The sequence below is a fragment of the Kangsaoukella pontilimi genome (genome assembly GCF_009830125.1).
Lineage (GTDB): Bacteria > Pseudomonadota > Alphaproteobacteria > Rhodobacterales > Rhodobacteraceae > Kangsaoukella > Kangsaoukella pontilimi.
In genome coordinates, this window is record NZ_WUPT01000001.1 from 1,470,758 (window position 1) to 1,492,087 (window position 21,330).

Genomic DNA, 21,330 nt, shown 5'->3' on the forward strand with positions numbered 1-21,330 from the left:
CACGAGAAGCCTGATTCTGTTTCGTATTTTCCGGATCAACGGTCAAATGCCCGTTCGGAAACAATCGGCCTCAGCCGAAGGTCTGCAGGACCGGAAACTGCTCGTTAAGCCACCAGGAGAAATCGGTGAACTTGCCCGTGAGCATCAACAGACCGACGGTCCAGAGAAGCAGACCCATCACCCGTTCGATCCGCTCCATATGCCGCTTCATCCAGCTCATGAGCCCTTTCATGGACGGGAAGAACGCGGCAACCAGCAGGAACGGAATGCCGAGGCCCGCCGCATAGGCGGCCAGAAGAGTCGTGCCCCGTGCCACGTCAGCCTCGCTCGCCGCGATGGACAGGATCGCGCCCAGGATCGGGCCGATGCACGGCGTCCAGCCAAAGGCGAAGGCCAGACCCAGCACGTAGGCGCCAAAGGCCGAGCCGCCCCGGTCGCCCGCATCCATCCGCATTTCACGGTCCATGAACCCAATACGGTAGATGCCGAGGAAATGCGCCCCGAAGATCATGATCACCAGCCCCGCCACCGTGACGAACCAGTCCTGGTTCGACAGGAAAAAGCGTCCGAAGGCTGACGCGGTAAAGCCGAGAAACAGGAAGACCGTTGAGAGACCCAGCACGAAAAAGGCCGCCGCGCCCAGTGCACGGCGCCGCTGAGGCCCCGTGCCTTCGGACATGTCGGTCACCGTGACCCCGCTCATGTAGGCGATGTAAGGCGGAACGATGGGCAGAACACAGGGGCTGAGGAACGACAGAACGCCTGCCGCCAGCGCGATGGTCATCGCGGGCAGAAGCGACGCGTCGAAGATGTCGATCCCGAACATGAATCTGACTTATGCCATCCCGCGCGCCGCGTCACGACACGGGGCATCACAAGGTGGTGGACAAATTGTAACACGCGCCCTACCCGTCCGGTCATGGAGCATGACGACGAACTCGACGCCCTTGGGCTTCTCTGCCCGCTCCCCGTCCTGAAGGCGGCGAAGCGGCTGCGCGGCATGACGCCGGGAACTGTTCTGAAAGTGCTGGCGGACGACCCCGCCGCGATCGTCGACATCCCGCATTTCTGCCACGAGCAGGGACATGCGCTTCTTTCGGCCATTGAGAGCGACGGCCGGCAGGTCTACCTGATCCGGCGCAAAGGCTGAGAGGGCAGGACCGGGGCGCTACCCCGGACCCCGGAGTATTTCCGAACAGAAGAAACGACGAAGGGCGCAAGTTGCCCCGCGCCCCTGTCTGTCATTTGCCTTGAGTCCTAGCCCCGGCCCATCGACCACCACCCCTTGCGGCGAGGCTTCTCGGGACCGCCCGACGTCTCTTCCAGCGCGGGTTCCGGCTCGGGTGCGGGCTCGCCGCCTGCCCCGGCGGCGGCAGGCTCGGGTTCCGGCTCCGGAGTGGGCTCAGGCTCTGCCTGCGGCTCGGGAGCGGCCTCTTCAGCGGGTGCCTCGTCCTGAGCGGCCTCGGGGGCGGGTGCCTCCTCGGTCTTTTTCTTGCGCGAGCGCGTGCGCTTGGGTTTCGCAGGTTTTTCCTCGGCCGCGTCGGCCTCGGCCTCGGGCGCGGGCGTATCCTCGGCGGCAGGTGCCTCGGACGGGGCCTCTTCAGCCGCTGTCTCTTCCGGCTTTGCCTCGGCCTCGTCGGCAGGCTTCTTCCGGCTCCGGCTGCGGCGGCGCTTGGGCTTCTCGGTCTCTTCCGCGGCAGAAGCCTCCTCTGCCTCGGCGGCGACCGGCGTCTCGGCGGCTTCGCCACTGTCCTCACCGTTCTCACCCGACCTGTCGGCGGCCTCGATATTGCCCTCGGCCCCCTCTTCGCGGTCGCCATTTTCGCCCTTGCCGCGACGGCGGCGGCGACGGCGGCGCTTCTTCTTGGGGCGATCCTCGTCCGAGGCCTCGGCGGTCTCGGGCGTGTCCTGGATATCCTCTTCCTCGGCCTCGGCCTCAGCTTCGGCGGACATGTCCTCTTCCACCGCTGCCATCAGCATGGCGTCGGCCGATACGACCGGCGCGCTTTCCTTGACGATGCGCGTGGCGGTCTTGAACTTCTCCAGCGAGAAGTCGGGCGAGATCAGGAACGGATCGGCCTCGACACGGACGGCCATGCCGTAGCGCGCCTCGATCTGCGCGATATGCTCGCGCTTGTGGTTCATCAGGAAGTTCACGATCGACACTGGCGCCTTGACCAGCACCTCCTTGGTGCGGCGGCGGACGCCCTCTTCCTCGATCTGGCGCAGGATCGTCAGGCCCAAGCTGTCTTCCGACCGGATCAGACCCGTACCATGGCAGGACGGGCACGGCTGGGTCGACGCCTCCAGCATACCCGGACGCAGCCGCTGACGGCTCATCTCCAGAAGACCGAAAGCCGAGATCCGGCCCACCTGAATGCGGGCCCGGTCGACCTTGAGCTTTTCCTTGAAGCGCTTCTCGACGGCGGCGTTGTTCCGCCGCTCTTCCATGTCGATGAAGTCGATGACGACAAGCCCGGCAAGGTCGCGGAGGCGCAACTGCCGCGCCACCTCTTCCGCGGCCTCAAGGTTGGTCTTGAGCGCGGTTTCCTCGATCGAGCCTTCCTTTGTGGCTTTCCCTGAGTTCACGTCGATGGCCACCAGCGCCTCGGTCACGCCGATCACGATATAGCCGCCCGACTTGAGCTGAACCGTCGGGTTGAACATCGACGACAGATAGCTCTCGACCTGATAACGCGCGAAAAGCGGCATCTGGTCGTGGTAGTGTTTCACGTTCTTGGCGTGGGACGGCATGATCATCTTCATGAAGTCCTTGGCCGTCCGGTAGCCCAGATCGCCCTCGACCAGAACCTCCTCGATGTCGCGATTATAGAGGTCGCGGATCGAGCGTTTGATCAGGTTGCCTTCTTCGTAGATCTTCGCGGGCGCGATGGACTTGAGCGTCAGCTCGCGGATCTGCTCCCAGAGCCGCTGCAGGTACTCGTAGTCGCGCTTGATCTCGGTCTTGGTCCGCTTGGCGCCTGCCGTGCGGATGATCAGACCCGCGCCCTTCGGCACGTCGATCTCGTTCGCGATCTCTTTCAGCTTCTTGCGATCGGCGGCCTGGGTGATCTTGCGGCTGATGCCGCCGCCCCGCGCCGTGTTGGGCATCAGCACGCAGTAGCGGCCGGCCAGCGACAGGTAGGTGGTCAGCGCCGCGCCCTTGTTGCCGCGCTCTTCCTTGACGACCTGCACCAGCAGGATCTGCCGGACCTTGATGACTTCTTGGATCTTGTAGCGGCGCGGGCGCTGCTTGCGGGGGCGCCGAATTTCCTCGGGGCTGTCGTCGTCGGAGACGGCTTCGACCGAGTCGTCGTTCTGGGCTGCGTGCTCGGCGGCATTGTAGGCGTCGTCGTCGCCCTCTTCGTCAAGGTCGACAACGTCCATGCCGGGAATGGCGCGGGGTGCGCTGTCGTCGCCATTGCCCTCTTCGGCCTCGGCGGCGGGCGCATCCGCGCTGGCCTCAGTCTCGGGCGCGGCGTCGTCACCGGACGGCTCTCCGCTGTCTTCTCCGGACGCCTCGGCCACCTCTTCGGTCGCGACCGCATCCTTGTTCTCGGCCTCGGCCGCCTTTGCACGGCCACGGCCACGGCGGCTTCTCCGCTTGGGCTTCTCGGCCTCTTCCTCTTCGGCCTCTGCGGCGTCCAGCGCCATTTCCTCGGCCAGAAGTGCTTCGCGGTCGGCGACGGGGATCTGGTAGTAATCGGGATGGATTTCCGAAAAGGCCAGGAAACCGTGGCGATTGCCGCCGTAATCGACGAACGCCGCCTGAAGCGAGGGCTCGACCCGCGTGACCTTGGCTAGATAGATATTCCCGGCAAGCTGACGCTTGTTTTCGGATTCAAAGTCGAAATCCTCGACCCTGTTTCCATCGACCACCACGACGCGGGTCTCTTCCGCGTGGGTGGCATCGATAAGCATTTTCTTTGACATGTTGACTTTCCGCACGCCAAACGCAGTCGGCGCCCGGGGGGCGCTTTGCGTGTTCTGGCGTGTTCATTTAAGGCGACCGAGCGGCGGGCATGGCCTACTGTCCGGCCCGAAAGGACCGGAAGCACGCTCTCACTATGCCTCGCACGCGTCATCGCGTTTCTTCTCCGACGCGACCCGTTCGGGGTGCGCCCGTTCAAGGCCAGCAGTTCGTTCATCCGACTCTGCTGGCGATCCCAGTGCGGCCATCCGGCCTGCTTGCCGCGTCAGTGGCGCCGTATATCGGTCCAAGCCCCTGATGCAGCGAAATTTTCCGCCAAGGCGTCCCGTCGCGGACGTTGCCTTGGTCTGAGTGACCATAATGCGGGAGAATGTCATAACACAATGATGAATTTTGCGCGGCTCCGCGCAGCACGCCCACTGATCCCCGCACAATTTCGCCGTTTTTTCTTCGCGAAGCTGCCAAAGCTCCCTTGTTTAACGGACCTCGACCAAGGGAATGGCGGGGGCTGGCCCGCCCAAGGCACAAACGGAGCAGACAAGTGCATTTCATCGACGGGGCGTTGAATTTCGTCAATCTCTACGTGCTTCAGATCGCGCTGGCCGCGTCCTTCGTGCTCTATTTCATCTACGGGCGTCTTGACGAACTCAGCCGGAACGCCGCGCAGAACACCGCCGCCACCCTCGTCGTCTACGGGCTCAACCTCTATGTGGGCGTCGCCTATGTGCATGACCTGAACGCGGGCGCGCAGTGGATCTACGATCAGCTCCACATCCCTCATATCGACCCCGCGCTCTGGAACAACGCGCCGATCTGGCTGATCTGCGTCGTGGGCCTCGTCGCCGTGGATTTCTGCGACTACTGGAGCCACCGGCTGATGCACACCCGCTGGGGCTGGCCGACGCACGCCGCGCACCACTCGGACACCCATGTGAACGCCTTTACCGCGCTCCGTATCCACGCGCTCGAAGCCTTCGTGATGACCACGAGCTACCTGGTCTTGCTCACCTGGCTGCAAATCCCCGCCGCCCTGCCCGTCGTCATCGCGGTGGCGCTTCTGCATAACATGTATGTCCACATGGACCTCGAATGGGATCACGGGCGCTTCAAATACCTTGTCGCCTCACCCGTCTTCCACCGCTGGCACCATGCCGACGTGCCCGAAGCCTACGGCAAGAACCTCGCCAACCTGATGCCGCTCTGGGACAAGCTCTTCGGCACCTATCACGAGAACGGCGTTTTCCGGGGGCAGATGGGGGCGCTGAGTTCAGGCGTCGAAGACAAGAACCCCTTCCTGATCTACGTCTACCCGTTCCGCGAATGGGCGCGCCTCATCCAAGAGACGCTGACGCGCAACGCGCGCGACGCCACGCCAGCGGAACAGCCCGAGGCCGACACCGCCGCCCGTCAGTCCGGCTGACGCCCTACAGGTAGTCCGACCGCTGTAGCCCGTACTTCGCCATCTTCTCGTTGAGCGTCCGGCGCGGCAGACAGAGCTCTTCCATCACGTTGACGATAGACCCCCGATGCCGCCGCATCGTGTTGTCGATCAGCATCCGCTCAAAGGCTTCCACGTATTCCTTAAGGGGCTTGCCCTCGGTCGTGACGGAGGCATCAGCCTCGTCGCTTTCGGCCATTAGCAGCGACGCGATGGTCCCCGTCCCCCGTCGCGCCTGCAACACGGCCCGTTCGGCGATGTTCACAAGCTGACGGATGTTCCCCGGCCACGGCGCCTGCAACAACTGCGCCGCCTCCTGCGCGCTGACCTCGGGTGCTTCGGTGCCGTATTCGTCCGCGTATTCCTCGGAGAAACGCTGGAAGAGCATGAGGATGTCTTCGCCCCGGTTCCTGAGCGGAGGCAGCGTGATCTTCATCGCGGCCAGCCGGTAATAGAGATCGGGCCTCAGCGCATCCTCGCAGGTGCGCCCCGCCTCCTGCAGGTTCGAGATCGCGACGATCCGCGTCTCGGCCGGGCTCCCCTGCTCGTTCATCCACGTCAGAAGCCGCGCCTGAAGCCGTTCCGGCAACGCCTCGATATCTTCGAGCACAAGCGTCCCGCCACGCGCCTCCTCAAGCAGCGGCAACGGCCCGCCATCCTCGGCCGGACCGAAAAGCCGGGTGGCGAGGCTGTCCTCGTCCAGAGCCGCGCAGGAGAACAGAACGAATTTCTTGCCCGCCTTCGCGCCCACCGCATGGAGCGCATGCGCCACCAGCGTCTTGCCGGTGCCAGTCTCGCCATCGATCAACACGTGACCGTCGGCCTGCCCGAGGTCGAGAATATCCTCGCGGAGCCGCTCCATCACCGGAGACGCGCCCACCAGCTTCTTCATGATGCCGGTCCCGTCCGACAACTCCCGCCGCAAAGCCCGGTTATCCAGCGTCAGCCGCCGCGCATTGGCCGCGCGCTTGGCAAGCTCGGTCATCCGGTCCGGGTTGAACGGCTTTTCCAGAAAGTCGAACGCGCCCATCCGCATCGCTTCGACCGCCATCGGCACATCGCCATGCCCGGTGATCATGATCACGGGCAGCGCGGAATCGACGCTCATCAGCCGTTTCAGAAACGCCATCCCGTCCATGCCTGGCATCTTGATGTCCGAGACGACGACACCGGGATAGTCGGTGTTCACCACCTTCAGTGCGTCCTCGGCGCTGGCGAAGGTCTCGGTATCGAAGCCCGACAACGCCAGCCACTGGCTGATCGACTGCCGCATGTCCTGCTCGTCATCGACGATCGCGATTTTCATGTGCTGGGCCATGCCCTGTCCTCACCTACTCCGCGGCCCTCAGGCTCGCCTCCGTCGCTCTTGGCAACACGATCTCGAAGACCGCGCCGCCGTCGCTGCCATTGCGGGCGGTCAGACGACCGCCAAGGTCGTTCACGATCCCCGAGGAAATGGCAAGCCCAAGTCCCGTACCGTCACCCGGCGCCTTGGTCGTGTAGAACGGCTCGAACAGGTTCTCCAGATCCTCGATCCCCACCCCATTGTCGCGGACAAGGATCACTACGTCATCCCCCACCGATAGGCTGACCCTGATATCCGGGTTCGCCGTGGCCTTCGTGGCGTCGAGCGCGTTCCTCAGAAGATTGATCAGAACCTGCTCCAGCCGCAGCCGGTCGGCCACGATCATCGCCGGGTCTCGCGGCAGGGACGAGGTGATCGCGATATTGCGCTGTCTCAGCTGCGGCTCCATCATCACCAGCGCCGAAGACACCGCCGCCCTTGCATCCAAGGGCTCGAACGCATCGCCACCTCGGCGCGCATAGGATTTGAGCTGCCGCGTGATCGCGCCCATCCGCTCGATCAGGTCGTCGATCCGCTGGAAGGACGACAGCGCCTCGTCCGCCCGCCGCCGCTGCAGCAGCAGCTTCGCCCCCGCCAGATAGGTCTTCATCGCCGCCAGAGGCTGGTTCAGCTCGTGGCTGACCGCCGCCGACATCTCGCCCAGAATGGCCAGTTTGGACGACTGCTGGATCGTCTGCTCGGCCACCTGAAGGTTCCGCTCGGCCCGTTCGCGCTCGGCGATTTCCCGCTGTAGCGCCAGGTTCAATGCGCGAAGCTCTGCCGACTCCCGCTGGAAGAAGACCAGCCGCGAGGTCGCCTTGCGGCTGATGAAGTAGAACCCGAGCGCCAGAAGGATGGCGAATCCCATGATCTCCAGCGCGATGAACGCGTTCACCCGCTCGCGGACGCCGGCGTAGGTGGTGAAGCTGGTCATCCGCCAGCCCTGAAACCCGATCCGCGTCTCCTGCCGCATCACCGCCTCGCCCTGCAGGTACGCGTCGATGGGCAGGGCCGACCAGTCCTGCGTCGCGCGGATCGCCCGCTGGATTGCCGAGGGCGCCGAGCGCGCGGCCAGCGCCGCCTCCTCGGTCAGCCCGCGCCAGCGGCCTTCCGTCGTCAGGATGATCTTGCCCTCGCTGTCGGTCACGATGACCGCATCGGTGAACCCTGCCCAGGCAAGCTCGAATTTCCTGAGGTCGACCTCGACCACGATCACCCCGATCGCGGTGCCCGAGACCTCGATCTTGCGGGAATATGCGAAGATCTGCGCGCCGCTTTCCTGCTCAGCCGAGGTGAAAACCGTCTCGTTCGAGCGCAAGGCATCAACAAAATAGGGTGCCGAGCGCCGGGACGCGCCAATCTCGACCCGATCGCTCGCCGCCACGATCCGCCCGTCCGCATCGAGCAGGATCAATCCCGCCGCGCCGATCTCCTCGCGATAGGAAATCAGCCGCTGCGACGACTGCGAGTAATCCGCCGAATTCAGCGCCCCGATCAGCGTCGGGTCGCGGGCCAGAAGCTGCGGCACGATCTGGCTCCGCTGCAGCTCGCTTCGGATGTTCCCGGAATAGAGCGCAAGCCGAACCTCGGCGCGGGAGCGCGTGCTTTCCGTAAAGCGTTCGGTCAGAAGCTGATTGGTCCACCAGACCACGCCCACCGCCGCCGCAATGACGGCGATCATGAACAGACGAATGCGCCATGCGGACCTGTCCGGTCCGCCGCTGGTTCCGCGTTCCTGATCCTTGGCGCTCATGGGACGAATCTACGCCCCAAGCAGGTCTGGCTCAAGCGGCGACACCGGCCTTCGCCAGCGCGGCAAAAAGCGCCGCCCCATCCGCAGTCCCGAGCGCCGGATCGGCCGCACGTTCGGGATGCGGCATCAGGCCCAGAACCCGGCGGTTCTCCGACAGGATACCGGCGATCCGGCCCACAGACCCGTTCAAATCTTCGCAGTAGCGAAAGGCCACCCGGTCCTCGGCTTCCAGCGCCGCGACCACCTCGGGTGTGGCCACGTAGTTGCCGTCATGATGGGCCACCGGGTAGGTCACGGTCTGGCCGGCGGAATATCCGCTGGTGAAATCGCTTGCCGTGGTCTCGACGCTCAATTCCACCGGCTTGCAGATGAACTTGAGCCCCGCATTCCGCATCAGCGCGCCGGGCAGAAGCCCCGTCTCCAGAAGCACCTGAAACCCGTTGCAGATGCCGATGCCATAGCCGCCCGCCTCAACATGCGCCTTCAGCGCCGCCACGATGGGCGAGCGCGCGGCAATCGCCCCGCAGCGCAGGTAGTCGCCAAAGGAAAAGCCCCCCGGCACGCCCACCACGTCGACCCCCTGGGGCAGTTCGGTGTCCTTGTGCCAGACCATGTCCACATCGAACCCGGCAGCCCTGAAAGCGACGGCCAGATCGCGGTCGCAGTTCGATCCGGGGAAGACGATGACGGCGGCTTTCATGGAAGGGCTCCTAATTCTGGAAATCGGTGATGACGGCGACGCCCGGCGGCATCGGCCCGTTGAAGGCGGCAAGCTCGGCACTGGCATCCGACAGCGCGACTTCACGCGCCACGATGGGCGACAGATCGACCGCGCCCGAAGCGATCAGAGACAAAAGCGACGGATAGCGGTGCGACGGCATCCCCCGCGTCCCGAAAAGCGCGAGGTTCCCCATATAGACCTGATTCAGGTTCACTGGCTGCACGGCATGATGCCCCACGGGCAGACCCACCTGAACGTGGCGCCCTAGCGGCCTGAGGCAAGCGATCGACGCGGCCACCGTGGCCGGAAACCCAAGCGCCTCGACGGACACATGCGCGCCCCCGCCCGTCAGCTCGCGGATCGCCTCGGCGCTGTCGCCGCCGCTCGCGTCAACCGCGTGCTCGGCCCCGAGCGCCTTCGCGTGATCCAGCTTTTCGGCCACGACATCCGTCACGATGACCCGCGCGCCGATGGCCCGGCCCAACAGCATCGCGGCCAGCCCGATGCCGCCCGTCCCATGCACCGCCAGCCACTCGCCGGCGCGCAGATCGGCGCGCCCCGTCAGCGCGTGCCATGCGGTGGTGACCCGGCAGCCAAGCGCGGCGGCCAGCGTGGGCGACATGCCCTCGGGCAGCCGCGCAAGGTTCCAGTCCCTGGGCACGGCCACATACTCGGCGAATGCGCCCGGCTCGACGAAACCCGGCAGGCGCTGATCGTCGCAGGTGTTCGAGACACCGGCCCGGCATTGCGGACAGGACCCGCAGGCCAGGATAAATGGCGCGATGACCCGGTCGCCCACGCGATAGGTCGCGCGCGGCCCCGCCTCGACCACCTCGCCGCAATACTCATGCCCGCCGATCTGACCCGGCTTCACGCGCGGATGCTCGCCGACCCAGCCATGCCAGTCGGACCGGCAGACACCGCAGGCCAGAACTTTCAGGACAACGCCATCCTCGGGACAATCAGGCCACGCCACGTCCTCAAGGACGAGGGGCGCGTTGTATTCCCGCAGAACGGCCGCTTTCATCAGAGGATCTCGACCTCGTAGCGCTCGATCACCGTGTTGGCCAGAAGCGCCTCGCACATCTTCCTTGCTTCGGCCTCTGCCGCCGCAGGATCCTCGCCAGCCAGGTCCAGCTCGATCACTTTGCCCTGCCGGACGCCGTTCACGCCCTCGAACCCGAGCGAGCCGAGCGCGTGGCGGACCGCCTCGCCCTGCGGATCGAGAACGCCGTCCTTCAGCATGACATGAACCCGTGCCTTCACTCTTCTTCTCCTGTCTCGACGGCGCATTCCCAGCCGTCATACTCCCAGCCGATCTCTGCCAGATCACGCTCCAGACCGTCGGTCATCGCATCGAACTCGGCCGACGCGACCTCGCGGTTCTGCTCGAAGCGGATGCCGTCACCCACCTCGGCGGGCTCCAGAACGTCAGGGGCAAGATACCGCCGGATGATCTCTTCGGCGGCCGCTGCGTCCTGACCGCCCTTCTTGGCGTAGGCGAAGTGGATAACGTGACGCGGCCGCGTGCCGTCGTCTCCATATCCCGCAAGCGCCTTGCGCACCGCATCGTTCTTGTTTGCGCGGGTCTTTTTCTTGAAAAGTCCGAACATGCTAAGCCTCAGTTGATCAATGTCGGCTTCGATGCGGGCGTCACGTTGGACGGCAATACGCCCAGACGCCGCGCAACCTCGGTATATGCGTCTGCAAGGTTTCCAAGATCGCGGCGGAACACGTCCTTGTCCAGCTTCTGACCGGTCTCCATATCCCAGAGCCGGCAACTGTCCGGGCTGATCTCGTCGGCCACGATAAGGCGCTGAAAATCATTGTCCCAGATGCGGCCGATCTCGATCTTGAAATCCACCAGTTTGATGCCGACGGCCAGCATGCAGCCCGACAGGAAGTCGTTCACGCGAAGCGCCAGCGCCACCATGTCGTCCAGATCCTGCTGACTGGCCCAGCCGAAGGCGATGATATGCTCTTCCGCGACCAGAGGATCGCCAAGCGCGTCGTCCTTCAGGCAGAACTCGACGATGGGGCGCGGCAGCGGCGTCCCCTCTTCCAGTCCCAGCCGCTGCGACAGCGTGCCGGCGGCAAAATTCCGCACGACCACTTCCAGCGGGATGATCTCGACCGAACGGATCAGTTGCTCGCGCATGTTCAGGCGGCGGATGAAATGCGTCGGCACTCCGATCTGCGCCAGCCCGGTCATGAAGAACTCGCTCAGGCGGTTGTTCAGCACGCCCTTGCCTTCGATCACGTCCTTCTTCTGGGCGTTGAAGGCGGTGGCGTCGTCCTTGAAGTACTGAACCAGCGTGCCCGGCTCCGGGCCTTCGTAAAGGATCTTGGCCTTGCCTTCGTAGACCTTCTTGCGACGTGCCATGATGATGATGTCCCGATGTTCCCTGTCGCGGGTGGCCAGCGGCCCCGCGCTCGTGTCGCGCCCTCATAGGCCAACTGCGACCATCGGGCAAGCGTCGCGGGCGTCTCGGGCCTTGTCCATCGCGGCGTGCAAGGGCATATCTGAGGAAACGAGCACCACGACTTCCCGGGGAGAGGCACATGACCACCTTTGACGATCGCGAGAACGCCTTCGAGAACAAATTCGCCCATGACGCGGAAATGCAGTTCCGCGCCGAGGCGCGCCGCAACAAGCTTCTGGGCCTCTGGGCCGCCGAGCTTTTGGGAAAAACCGGTGACGACGCCGAGGCTTACGCCCGCGAAGTGGTGAAATCGGACTTCGAGGAAGCGGGCGACGAGGACGTCTATCGCAAGGTCTCCGGCGATCTTGGCGACAAGGCCACAGAGACCGAGATCCGCACCAAGATGACGCAGCTCCTGGCCGCGGCCAAGGCGCAGCTCATGGAAGAGCTCTGATCCACATCTGACAAGCCTTGCAGAACGCGCAATGCTGCATTGCAGCGTTAGCGCTTGCTTGATCGGCCTGGGGGGCCAAGTCTCGGGGTGTGAGCGCAACCCCGTGACAAGGAGGCCCCCATGCCATCGCTCTATGAGACACTTCGTACGCGTGCCGCCCGGCGCGCTGCCTATAACCGGACGGTGACCGAGCTGCGCGCGACGTCGCTCGACACTCGGCTCGACCTCGACATCTACGAGGGCGACATTCCCGCCATCGCCCGCCGGGCCGTCTACGGCCGCTAAGCGGTCAACCGGCCCTTTTTCGGACCAACACGTTAAAAGCAGGCCCTCGCGGCCTGCTTTTTTCATTGAACGTCAAGCATTTGGACGTCCGCCGACCCTTGCATGAAATGCAACGCGGCTTTTCGATTTCGTCGCTTGTTTAGCGCTAACAACAGGCCCATATCGCGGGTGTCGGACGATGAAAGACCGACAAGACACGATTGGAGATAACGATGAACTTCGTAACCGAACTGAAAAAACGCGCTCAATACCACCGCACCGTCCGCGAGCTGCGCGGCCTGCCGCTCGACACCGCGCTGGACCTGAACATCTATCAGGGCGACGTTGAAAAAATCGCGCACCGCGCCGTCTATGGCTACTGAGGCCGCGACCGGCTCAACGCCGGGACAGGATGACGGAATTATCTGAACGGGCGGTACCCCAGAAGGGGATCGCCCGTTCTTCATTTCTCAGCGCGAATAACGCCCCTTGAGCGCGGCTTCGACCGCCGGCGTGACAAAGGACGACACATCGCCCCCCAGCCGCGCGATTTCCTTGACCAGCTTCGACGCAATCGCCTGATGCTCGGCTTCGGCCATCAGAAAGACCGTCTCGATCGTATTGTCGAGAACGCGGTTCATGCCGACCATCTGGTACTCATACTCGAAATCCGCGACAGCCCGCAGGCCCCGCACGATGATGCTGGCGCCCACGTCGCGGGCGCAGTCGATCAGAAGGTTCTCGAACGGATGCGCGACGATCTCGACGCCGGTCCGCTCGGAAATCGCGCTGCACTCGGCCTCGATCATCGCGACACGCTCGTCCAGAGGGAAAAGCGGACCCTTGTCGCGGTTGATGGCGACACCGATCACCAGACGGTCGACCAGCACTGTCGCACGCTCGATGATATCCAGATGCCCCAGCGTGACGGGATCGAATGTGCCGGGATAAAGACCGATGCGCATGGACAGGTTCCTTGGCTCTATGCCGCGCATCCCTGCACGACTTTTCTCGTGACATCAAGGTCTTGGACCGGGGCGGCAAGGCCGGCCCAAGCTCAGAAACCTTTGATCATCCCTTCCAGAGCATCCTTTTCCATCGCAAGCTCGGACAGCCGTGCCTTGACCACATCCCCGATGGAGATCAGCCCGATCATCTGCGTGCCGTCCATCACCGGCATATGCCGGAACCGCCCGTCGGTCATCTTGCTCAGCACCTGATCGGCGCTTTCGTCCGAGGTGCAGCCGATCAGGTCATGGGTCATCAGGTCGCTGACATTCTCGTCCAGAACCCCCTGCCCGCGCCGGCCCAGCTCGCGCACCACGTCGCGCTCGGACAGGATGCCGAGCGGCGTCTTGCCGTCATCGGACACCACCAATGCGCCGATCCGCTTTTCCGACAGCATCCGGACCGCGTCCGCGATGCCGGTCGCCGCGGGGATCGTCTCGACCTCACCGCCGCCTTTCATGGCAAGTATCTGGCGCACAAGCATGAATGTCCTCCTCATTCGCTCTTGGCTCCAGCGTCCACGCCCAGAGGCTTCGAGTCAAGCGCGCGCGCGCTCGGCGATCTCGGCGCGCATTTCCTCGGTCAGCGCCTCGGCAAAGCGATTGAGCCGCGCCACCCGCGCATCATCCGCGTGCCGGATCAGCCAGAAAGCCCGCGTCAGGCGGAAGTCCTCGGGCAGAACGCGGTCGAGGCCCGGCGCATCGGGCAGCGCGAAATCGTGGATCACGCCCACCCCTGCCCCGGCTCTCAGCCAGGCAATCTGGACCGGCACCGAATTGGACGCGAAATCGACATGAGACAGCCCTGCCTCGGCAAGGTAGTCCAGCTCGCTGTCGAAGATCATGTCAGGGATGTAGCCGACGATCGGATGCTCACGCAGGTCGGCGCGCGTCCGGATCGGCGGACAGTCCCGCAGATAGTCGTGCGACGCCGCCAGCGACAGCGTGTAGTCCGCGATTTTTTGGATCCTCAGCCGCCCTGCCGTGGGCCGGCTGACCCCGATGGCCATATCCGCCTCGCGCCGGGACAGGTTGAAGACGCGTGGCAGCGCCACGACCTGAATATCCAGACCCGGATTGGCCCGCACGATCCGGGCCGTGACCACTGGCAAGAGGTAGGTGGCGCAGCCGTCCGGCGCGCCCAGCCGGATCGTCCCCGTCAGCCCCTCTGCCCGGCCCTGCAGGTCCTCGCGCGCCGCCTCCATCGCGCGTTCGGCCGCCTCGGCATGAGCGATCAGACGCGCGCCCGCCTCTGTCGGCACATAGCCCTGCGGCGATTTCACGAAGAGAACCGCGTCCGCCTCGGCCTCAAGCCGGGCGATGCGCCGGCTGACCGTGGCCGGGTCCACGCGCAGCACCTTTGCCGCGCCCGACAGGCTTTCCGCCCGCGCGACGGACAGGAAAATTCGCATGTCATCCCAGTCTTTCATCCGACCCGTGCCCGCATTTTTGCAAAACCTTTTTGGGAAACTGCCCGTTTTCGCAGCCCCGCACCAGCCCTATAGTCCCCGCAACCGAAAGACCGACCCACCGGGAGGAACCTACATGCAAGAACTCAGCCATTTCATCGACGGCGCACACACCGCCGGCACGTCCGGCCGCTTTGCCGACGTCTTCAACCCCGCCACGGGCGAGGTTCAGGCCAAGGTCCCGCTCGCCTCGCGGGCCGAGGTGGACGCCGCCGTCGCCCGCGCCGCCGAGGCGCAGCCCGCATGGGGCGCCACCAACCCGCAACGCCGCGCCCGCGTGCTGATGGAGTTCGTCCGGCTTCTGAACCGTGACATGGACAAGCTGGCCGAGGCGCTCAGCCGCGAGCATGGCAAGACCATCCCCGACGCAAAGGGCGACGTGCAGCGCGGGCTTGAAGTAGTGGAGTTCTGCATTGGCGCGCCGCACCTTCTGAAGGGCGAATTCACCGACAGCGCCGGCCCCGGCATCGACATGTACTCCATGCGCCAACCCCTTGGCGTCGTTGCCGGAATCACGCCGTTCAACTTCCCCGCCATGATCCCGATGTGGAAAATGGCCCCGGCCCTCGCCTGTGGCAACGCCTTCATCTTGAAGCCGTCCGAGCGTGACCCCTCTGTGCCCCTCATGCTGGCCGAACTGCTGAAGGAGGCGGGCCTTCCCGACGGTGTCCTGCAGGTCGTGAACGGCGACAAGGAGGCCGTGGACGCCATCCTCGAAAACGAGACCGTGCAGGCCGTGGGCTTCGTCGGCTCGACCCCCATCGCGCAGTACATCTACGCCAAGGGCTGCGAGAACGGGAAGCGCGTCCAGTGCTTCGGCGGCGCCAAGAACCACATGATCGTCATGCCCGACGCCGACATGGACCAGGCTGCCGACGCCCTCGTGGGCGCGGGCTACGGGGCCGCGGGCGAGCGCTGCATGGCGATCTCGGTCGCCGTGCCGGTGGGCGACGAAACCGCCGACCGCCTGATCGAAAAGCTGGTCCCCCGCATCGAAAAGCTGAAAGTCGGCCCCTACACAGCCGGCAATGACGTGGATTACGGCCCCGTCGTCACCGCCGCCGCCAAGGCCAACATCCTCCGCCTCGTCGAGTCGGGCGTGGAACAGGGTGCCGAACTGGTGGTCGATGGCCGCGACTTCTCGCTTCAGGGCTACGAGGACGGCTTCTTCGTGGGCCCCCACCTCTTCGACCGCGTGACCAAGGACATGGACATCTACAAGACCGAGATTTTCGGCCCCGTCCTTTCCACCGTGCGCGCCAAGAGCTACGAAGAGGCGCTCGGCCTTGCCATGGACCACGAATACGGCAACGGCACCGCGATCTTCACCCGCGACGGCGACACCGCCCGCGACTTTGCCAGCCGCATCAATATCGGCATGGTGGGCGTCAACGTCCCGATCCCAGTGCCGCTCGCCTATCACACCTTCGGCGGCTGGAAGAAGTCGGGCTTCGGTGACCTGAACCAGCACGGCCCCGACGCCTTCCGCTTCTATACACGGACCAAAACCGTGACCGCGCGCTGGCCCTCGGGCCTGAAGGAAGGCGGCGAGTTCCACTTCAAGCAGATGGACTGACGCGCCCAACCGGGAAACGAACGGGCCGCCTGAAAGGGCGGCCCTTTTTGCTTCCCACCGTCAAACGGCAATTCTTTGAGATCTTGCCGATTTCCGATAAGCTTAGGCAATTGAAAAGGGTGTATTCGTTCAAGACGGGGGATTGAACCATGCCGAAGGGTGGAAAACCGGACAAGGGCGGGCCGGGCGGTGGCGGCGGTGATGGCGGTGATACGGGCGCCGCCGACGGTAGCGTGATCGACCTTGGCGCACTGGCCGCCAAGAAGAATTTCAAGACCTACAATTTCCACCCCGAAACCGGGGTTCTCGTCCCCTATTTCGACTATCGCAATCAGAACGGCCCCGCCGAAGACATGGTCGTTCTGGGTTCCTCCGGCTCCGAGATGCTCTATCTGGACGAGGCGAATGACACCGCGACGATGGGCGACGGCGCCGACTGGGTCGTCGGCAACCTCGGCGACGATAATATCTCGGGTGAAGGCGATCGAGACATCCTCATCGGAGATTTCGACGGCGGATGGTCGACCTACGACATCCTTGGCGACGATACGCTCGATGGCGGCGAAGGCGACGACGTACTATGGGGCGACACATACCGCACTATCGCGAACGGGACACCGCCCGAGGGTTATCCCGATGTCTCTGGTGGAAATGACAGCCTGATCGGCGGGGCCGGCCACGATGATATCGTGGGAGACAGTCGGACGCTCGACGGGGTGACCGGTGGCGACGACACGATTATCGGCGGCGAGGGCAACGATTTCATGTGGGGTGACGCCTACGAACTCATCAACGAAGCCACGGGCGGTGCGGACGTTTTCGTGTTTGAGGACGGCAGCAACGACGATGTCATCTTCGACTTCGAAGTCGGCAAGGACATACTCGACCTTACTGGGTGGTCAGGCAACTTCGTGCTTGATCCGACTTATACCGAGCCTGCGGGCGAAGGCGAACCGGACTTCACGGGAACGCTGATCACTCACACATGGGGCGACCCCGGCGCAGAGCAGACCGACACGATATTCCTGCTCGACGTGTCCATCAGCGAATACTTGATAGCCTGACCCAATGCCCCGCCCTGCCCGCAAGGTCATCATCACCTGCGCCGTCACCGGCTCGATCCACACGCCATCGATGTCGCCGCACCTGCCCGTCACGCCTGACGAGATCGCGGAAAGCGCCATTGCAGCGGCCGAAGCCGGCGCGGCAATCCTGCACCTCCACGCCCGCGATCCCGAGACCGGCAGACCCGATCAGAGCCCCGAGGCCTTCCTGCCCTTTCTCGGCCGGATCAAGCAGGCCACGAATGCCGTTCTGAACCTGACCACCGGCGGCTCGCCCTTCATGGATGTCGAGGAACGGGTCCAGCCCGCCGCCATCCACAAGCCCGAGGTGGCCAGCCTGAACATGGGCTCGATGAATTTCGGCCTCTACCCGATGCTCGACCGCTTCACCGAGTTCGAACACGACTGGGAACGGCAGCACCTGGAGGCCTCGCGCGAACTCGTCTTCAAGAACACCTTCGCCGATATCGAAAAGGTGCTGTCTATCTGCACCGCCAACGGAACGAAGTTCGAATTCGAGTGCTACGACATCTCGCATCTCTACACCCTTGCCCATTTCGTGGACCGGGGGCTGGTGACGCCCCCTTTCCTTGTCCAGTCGGTCTTCGGCCTTCTGGGCGGGATCGGCGCGCACGCGGAAGACGTCATGCATATGCGCCGCACCGCCGACCGGCTGTTCGGTGAGGACTACCAGTGGTCCGTGCTGGGCGCAGGTGCCGCACAGATGCGCGTGGCAGCACAGGCGGCGGCACTGGGCGGACATGTGCGCGTGGGGCTGGAGGACTCGCTCTGGGCCGGTCCGGGACGCCTTGCGCAGTCGAACGCGGAACAGGTGGGCATCGTGCGCGGTCTGATCGAGGGGCTGGGACTGGAGGTCGCCACCCCGGACGAGGCGCGGGACCTTCTGGCGCTGAAGGGCGGGGATCGCGTGGGGTTCTAGGCCGTCCGAAGCCGGCGCAGACCGGCGAGCCCGCCCAAAGCGCCCAGCATCAGCCAGATCGCGCCGGGCAGCGGAATTTCCGGCGGTGGCGGCGGCGGCGGTGGCGTGAAATCGACCGTGACAGCAAGAAGCTTCCAGCTTGCCATGTCACCCGCCATGATCCCGAAGACGCTGTCGAAGAGGTTCTCATCGGCAAGATTGAAGCTGCCCCGCGACAGATAGCTGTCTAGGTTCGCCGTGACGGTCCCCGAGAACGCAAGCTGATCGCCTAACCCGATGTCGCCACCGGTCATCGTATCGAGCAGGATTTCGAAAGAGCCGTCGGTATCCTCAAAGCCGAGGTCGTGGCCTCCCCATGTCCACTCGCCGATCCAGCCAAACGTCAGCGCCGTCAGGGTCACATCGACGAGTTCGCCGCCGCTGTAAAAAGACAGCTCGACATAGTCGCGGGTGTTGCTGGACGCACCATCGACCGAATGAACGGGGTCTTCGCTGTAGCATTCGCCGACATTGCAGACGCCCAGACCGTTGTTGAACCGGCGCAGGCGATCGGCGTCCTGAAAGGTGCCGCCATCCACCGTATCGCTGCCGTCATAGCTCAGGCCGGTGACATAGCCGCCGCCGAAAATGCCAGTCAGGCCGCCGTCGGTGATACTGAGCGTATAGTCGTTCAGAAACGTGCCGGGATCGCCCGCAGGGTCATAGATCGATGTCTCGCTGGCAAGGTCGAACGTATAGCTCGCCGCCGACGCCGCGATCGGCGCCAGAGCCGCAAGGAATGCGGTCGCAAGCAAACGTTTCGGTGCCATACTCAGCCCCCACTGGTACGCCTGCCGGAATGGCAGGACCGGCTTCGTACATGCCGGATTTACCTGCCATTTTAAAGACACAATGCTGACGCACCAATGCCTCATTTGGAAACAAACTTAATCCATTGAAAAATTGGAGTTTTCCGCGTCTCCCCGTCCCGGATCGACGGACAGGCGCAGACAGGGCGGCAGCTTTCCGCCGGAATCGAAAAGGCGGCCCGCGAAGGGCCGCCTTTGCATCGCCAGAGAGGCGAGATTTACGACTTGCGGCGCTTCATCGCCACCAGGCCACCAAGACCGCCAAGCAGCAGCCAGCCAGCGGCGGGCAGCGGGATTTCCTGTCCAACTCCACGCCCGTAAAGGGTCACGTGGCTGATGTCCTTGCCGTCGAACACGTCGCCGTAAAGGCCAGTGAAACCACTGAGCAGATAACCCGTCAGAAACGTGTCGTTGCCATCCTTGAAGATGAGCATACCGTCCGAGTACATGCTGGCGAGACCTTCCCAGATCGCCCAGGTGCCGCTCGTGCCGTCGCCGTTCACCGACAGGTAATTTGTCGAAGAGACCTCGGGATTGCTGTAAACCGTCTCATCATCGACATCGACGCCTTCGTCCTTGTCGAGATACACCCAGTCAGTGAAACCGAAGAACGCCTCGCCGTTCACCGTAATCGGTGTCGTGTTCAGAAAATCCTGGTTCGCTGTAGAGCTGATCTCGCAATCGGACGTACCGGTCACGAGGGCGGCCAGCGCATCACCGCACTTGGCGGTCGCCGCGCTTGCAGCGCCACCGATGACCGACATAGCTGCGACCGCAATTATAGTTCTAAAAACATTCATAGATGGTACCCCCACCAAACAATCGCGTCCGAAATAGACGCTATTCACCCAACTAGACCTTACGCCCAAGAGTTCCCCAAAGGAAGCAAATTGTGGCGAAAATGGGGCAAATAGCCCCTATATCTGGGTTTATCCACAGACGCTTCACAATGACTGCCATCGCAGCGTGAACGATGATGCCCCAGTTCCATCATTGTATCGCATTAATAAACAAAGGCCCGGACGCATCCGGGCCTCGATTCGCAAGGACGGCGCCCCAGATGGGACGCCGTCGATACAAAGGTGGGTGGTTCAGGCCGTTAAGACTTGCGCCGCTTCATCGCAGCCAGACCGCCAAGACCGCCAATCAGCAGCCAGCCGGCGGCGGGCAGCGGGATTTCCGGCGGCGGCGGCATGCTCGGTGCACAGGTGCTGATCGAGCTTACGCCCTCGAAGCCATGATCACCGCCTTGGGCCAGCGCCATGCAGTCGATCCGCACGTTCGCCGAGCCAAGCGCCTCGAAGGTCAACTTGGTGACGTCGGTGAAGCCGCTTTCGATAATCACCCAGAACCCTTCGCTGCGCTTGTCGAGGAAGCTGACTTCCTCCGGCGTCTCTTCGACGGTGAAGATGCTCACGAGCGAGTTGTAGTCGGTGTCGTTCTTGTAGTCGATGTTCAGACCCAGGGTCAGAACGTCGCCTTCGTCAGTGTTATCCGTGATCCGCAGATAGTTGACGATAGCGTCGTCGCCCTCGCCTTCCTGCGAACCCACGCCGTCGAGGTTCACGTAGAAACCCAGGAGCGAGAACAGGACGTTATCTTCAGGCGTCGTGTCGATCGTCGTCAGAAAGTCCTGCGTGCCGGCTTCCTTAAGGCACCAAGTCTCTTTGTCGTAGCACTGACCGTTCACGCCATTGGCCGGGTCGTAGATATACCCCTGGCTCACATACGGATCGTCAGGCTTCTTCTCGCCGAAATCCTCGATTGTATATGTCGCTGCGCTTGCAGCGCCCGCAGCAAAGGACAACGCCCCCGCCGCAAGCAGTGTATTCATAAGTTTCATAATTTCCCCCACCAGGAACGCGGCGCAGACGCCGCCAAAAAAAACACGGGTTTAACCCCGCATTAACGTTACCCGACGGCAAGACCTGCCCCAAGGAAATACGTCCAAAATGGGGCAAAATCGCGGCAAAATCCGGCATTTGGTGCCTTTCGACCGCGTCGGCACAAGCGGCGAAAATCCGATCCGTGGACGGTAAGAGCCTGTGGATAGGACTGTGCAAAAATCAGAACCAATCCGCGAATCAGCGGCCTTGC

The 21,330-nt window shown here is 63.7% G+C and carries 23 protein-coding genes; 8 read left to right on the forward strand and 15 right to left on the reverse strand.

Going from position 1 to position 21,330, the window contains the following annotated elements; genetic code table 11:
• Positions 1-70: 70 nt before the first annotated feature.
• Entirely contained in the window at positions 71-826 is a 756-nt protein-coding gene (locus tag GQ651_RS07365) for a cytochrome c biogenesis CcdA family protein (protein WP_160763529.1), read from the reverse strand.
• 93 nt (positions 827-919) lie between these two features.
• Here GQ651_RS07365 and GQ651_RS07370 point away from each other — a divergent pair, with 93 nt between their 5' ends.
• The gene (locus GQ651_RS07370) at positions 920-1,150 is read left to right on the forward strand and encodes a sulfurtransferase TusA family protein (RefSeq protein ID WP_160763530.1); all 231 of its coding nucleotides are present in this window, start codon (positions 920-922) and stop codon (positions 1,148-1,150) included.
• Positions 1,151-1,257: 107 nt separating this feature from the next.
• Here GQ651_RS07370 and GQ651_RS07375 read toward each other — a convergent pair whose 3' ends face one another.
• Positions 1,258-3,933 (reverse strand): Rne/Rng family ribonuclease, encoded by a 2,676-nt coding sequence (locus tag GQ651_RS07375; RefSeq protein WP_160763531.1) that lies wholly within the window; start codon positions 3,931-3,933, stop codon positions 1,258-1,260.
• A 539-nt stretch (positions 3,934-4,472) separates the two neighbouring features.
• Between GQ651_RS07375 and GQ651_RS07380 the strand changes: the two genes are divergently transcribed.
• Positions 4,473-5,351: a sterol desaturase family protein gene (locus GQ651_RS07380; protein WP_160763532.1), complete on the forward strand. Its 879-nt coding sequence runs from the start codon at positions 4,473-4,475 to the stop codon at positions 5,349-5,351.
• 4 nt (positions 5,352-5,355) lie between these two features.
• Here GQ651_RS07380 and GQ651_RS07385 read toward each other — a convergent pair whose 3' ends face one another.
• Genes GQ651_RS07385 through purC form a run of 7 tightly spaced genes read right to left on the reverse strand, consistent with a single transcriptional unit; the run spans position 5,356 to position 11,571 of the window.
• On the reverse strand, positions 5,356-6,687 hold the full coding sequence (locus tag GQ651_RS07385; RefSeq protein ID WP_160763533.1) for a sigma-54-dependent transcriptional regulator: 1,332 nt from the start codon (positions 6,685-6,687) through the stop codon (positions 5,356-5,358).
• A 13-nt stretch (positions 6,688-6,700) separates the two neighbouring features.
• Complete coding sequence (locus tag GQ651_RS07390; RefSeq protein ID WP_160763534.1) at positions 6,701-8,467, reverse strand: sensor histidine kinase; 1,767 nt, start codon at positions 8,465-8,467, stop codon at positions 6,701-6,703.
• A 31-nt stretch (positions 8,468-8,498) separates the two neighbouring features.
• A complete protein-coding gene (gene purQ / locus GQ651_RS07395) occupies positions 8,499-9,167 on the reverse strand; it encodes a phosphoribosylformylglycinamidine synthase subunit PurQ (RefSeq protein ID WP_160763535.1) in 669 nt (222 codons plus the stop codon).
• 10 nt (positions 9,168-9,177) lie between these two features.
• On the reverse strand, positions 9,178-10,215 hold the full coding sequence (locus GQ651_RS07400; RefSeq protein ID WP_160763536.1) for a zinc-dependent alcohol dehydrogenase family protein: 1,038 nt from the start codon (positions 10,213-10,215) through the stop codon (positions 9,178-9,180).
• The gene (purS, locus tag GQ651_RS07405; RefSeq protein WP_160763537.1) at positions 10,215-10,454 is read right to left on the reverse strand and encodes a phosphoribosylformylglycinamidine synthase subunit PurS; all 240 of its coding nucleotides are present in this window, start codon (positions 10,452-10,454) and stop codon (positions 10,215-10,217) included. Before purS ends, GQ651_RS07400 begins: the two co-directional genes overlap by 1 nt.
• Positions 10,451-10,801 carry a ribonuclease E inhibitor RraB gene (locus tag GQ651_RS07410; RefSeq protein ID WP_160763538.1) on the reverse strand — a complete coding sequence of 117 codons (351 nt, stop codon included), beginning with the start codon at positions 10,799-10,801 and terminating at the stop codon, positions 10,451-10,453. The genes purS and GQ651_RS07410 overlap by 4 nt, the downstream gene beginning before the upstream one ends.
• Positions 10,802-10,809: 8 nt before the next feature.
• Positions 10,810-11,571 (reverse strand): phosphoribosylaminoimidazolesuccinocarboxamide synthase, encoded by a 762-nt coding sequence (gene purC / locus GQ651_RS07415; protein ID WP_160763539.1) that lies wholly within the window; start codon positions 11,569-11,571, stop codon positions 10,810-10,812.
• A gap of 179 nt (positions 11,572-11,750) precedes the next feature.
• Here purC and GQ651_RS07420 point away from each other — a divergent pair, with 179 nt between their 5' ends.
• The 3 genes from GQ651_RS07420 to GQ651_RS18690 all read left to right on the forward strand — a co-directional run bounded on the left by GQ651_RS07420 (position 11,751) and on the right by GQ651_RS18690 (position 12,712).
• Complete coding sequence (locus tag GQ651_RS07420; protein ID WP_160763540.1) at positions 11,751-12,065, forward strand: DUF1476 domain-containing protein; 315 nt, start codon at positions 11,751-11,753, stop codon at positions 12,063-12,065.
• A 120-nt stretch (positions 12,066-12,185) separates the two neighbouring features.
• On the forward strand, positions 12,186-12,350 hold the full coding sequence (locus tag GQ651_RS18685) for a hypothetical protein (protein WP_227257986.1): 165 nt from the start codon (positions 12,186-12,188) through the stop codon (positions 12,348-12,350).
• A 212-nt stretch (positions 12,351-12,562) separates the two neighbouring features.
• Positions 12,563-12,712 carry a hypothetical protein gene (locus tag GQ651_RS18690; protein ID WP_227257987.1) on the forward strand — a complete coding sequence of 50 codons (150 nt, stop codon included), beginning with the start codon at positions 12,563-12,565 and terminating at the stop codon, positions 12,710-12,712.
• 87 nt (positions 12,713-12,799) lie between these two features.
• Here the strand turns inward: GQ651_RS18690 and coaD are convergent, their stop codons facing one another.
• From coaD to GQ651_RS07435, 3 genes are all read right to left on the reverse strand, one after another.
• A complete protein-coding gene (gene coaD / locus GQ651_RS07425; RefSeq protein WP_160763541.1) occupies positions 12,800-13,294 on the reverse strand; it encodes a pantetheine-phosphate adenylyltransferase in 495 nt (164 codons plus the stop codon).
• A gap of 92 nt (positions 13,295-13,386) precedes the next feature.
• Positions 13,387-13,821: a CBS domain-containing protein gene (locus GQ651_RS07430; RefSeq protein WP_160763542.1), complete on the reverse strand. Its 435-nt coding sequence runs from the start codon at positions 13,819-13,821 to the stop codon at positions 13,387-13,389.
• 54 nt (positions 13,822-13,875) lie between these two features.
• Positions 13,876-14,766, reverse strand: a complete 891-nt coding sequence (locus GQ651_RS07435) for a LysR family transcriptional regulator (protein WP_160763543.1) — start codon at positions 14,764-14,766, stop codon at positions 13,876-13,878.
• Positions 14,767-14,881: 115 nt separating this feature from the next.
• Here GQ651_RS07435 and GQ651_RS07440 point away from each other — a divergent pair, with 115 nt between their 5' ends.
• The 3 genes from GQ651_RS07440 (at position 14,882) to GQ651_RS07450 (ending at position 18,385) form a co-directional block, all read left to right on the forward strand.
• Entirely contained in the window at positions 14,882-16,381 is a 1,500-nt protein-coding gene (locus GQ651_RS07440; protein WP_160763544.1) for a CoA-acylating methylmalonate-semialdehyde dehydrogenase, read from the forward strand.
• Between the two features lie 149 nt (positions 16,382-16,530).
• On the forward strand, positions 16,531-17,445 hold the full coding sequence (locus GQ651_RS07445; protein WP_160763545.1) for a calcium-binding protein: 915 nt from the start codon (positions 16,531-16,533) through the stop codon (positions 17,443-17,445).
• Positions 17,446-17,449: 4 nt separating this feature from the next.
• A complete protein-coding gene (locus tag GQ651_RS07450; RefSeq protein WP_160763546.1) occupies positions 17,450-18,385 on the forward strand; it encodes a BKACE family enzyme in 936 nt (311 codons plus the stop codon).
• Here the strand turns inward: GQ651_RS07450 and GQ651_RS07455 are convergent.
• The 3 genes from GQ651_RS07455 to GQ651_RS18695 form a co-directional block, all read right to left on the reverse strand.
• Positions 18,382-19,194, reverse strand: coding sequence for a hypothetical protein (locus tag GQ651_RS07455; protein WP_160763547.1), 813 nt, complete (start codon positions 19,192-19,194; stop codon positions 18,382-18,384). The two genes, GQ651_RS07450 and GQ651_RS07455, sit on opposite strands and share 4 nt — an antisense overlap.
• Before the next feature lie 257 nt (positions 19,195-19,451).
• Positions 19,452-19,997, reverse strand: coding sequence for a VPLPA-CTERM sorting domain-containing protein (locus GQ651_RS07460; RefSeq protein ID WP_160763548.1), 546 nt, complete (start codon positions 19,995-19,997; stop codon positions 19,452-19,454).
• A 335-nt stretch (positions 19,998-20,332) separates the two neighbouring features.
• Positions 20,333-21,067 (reverse strand): VPLPA-CTERM sorting domain-containing protein, encoded by a 735-nt coding sequence (locus GQ651_RS18695; protein ID WP_227257988.1) that lies wholly within the window; start codon positions 21,065-21,067, stop codon positions 20,333-20,335.
• Between the last annotated feature and the right edge of the window lie 263 nt (positions 21,068-21,330).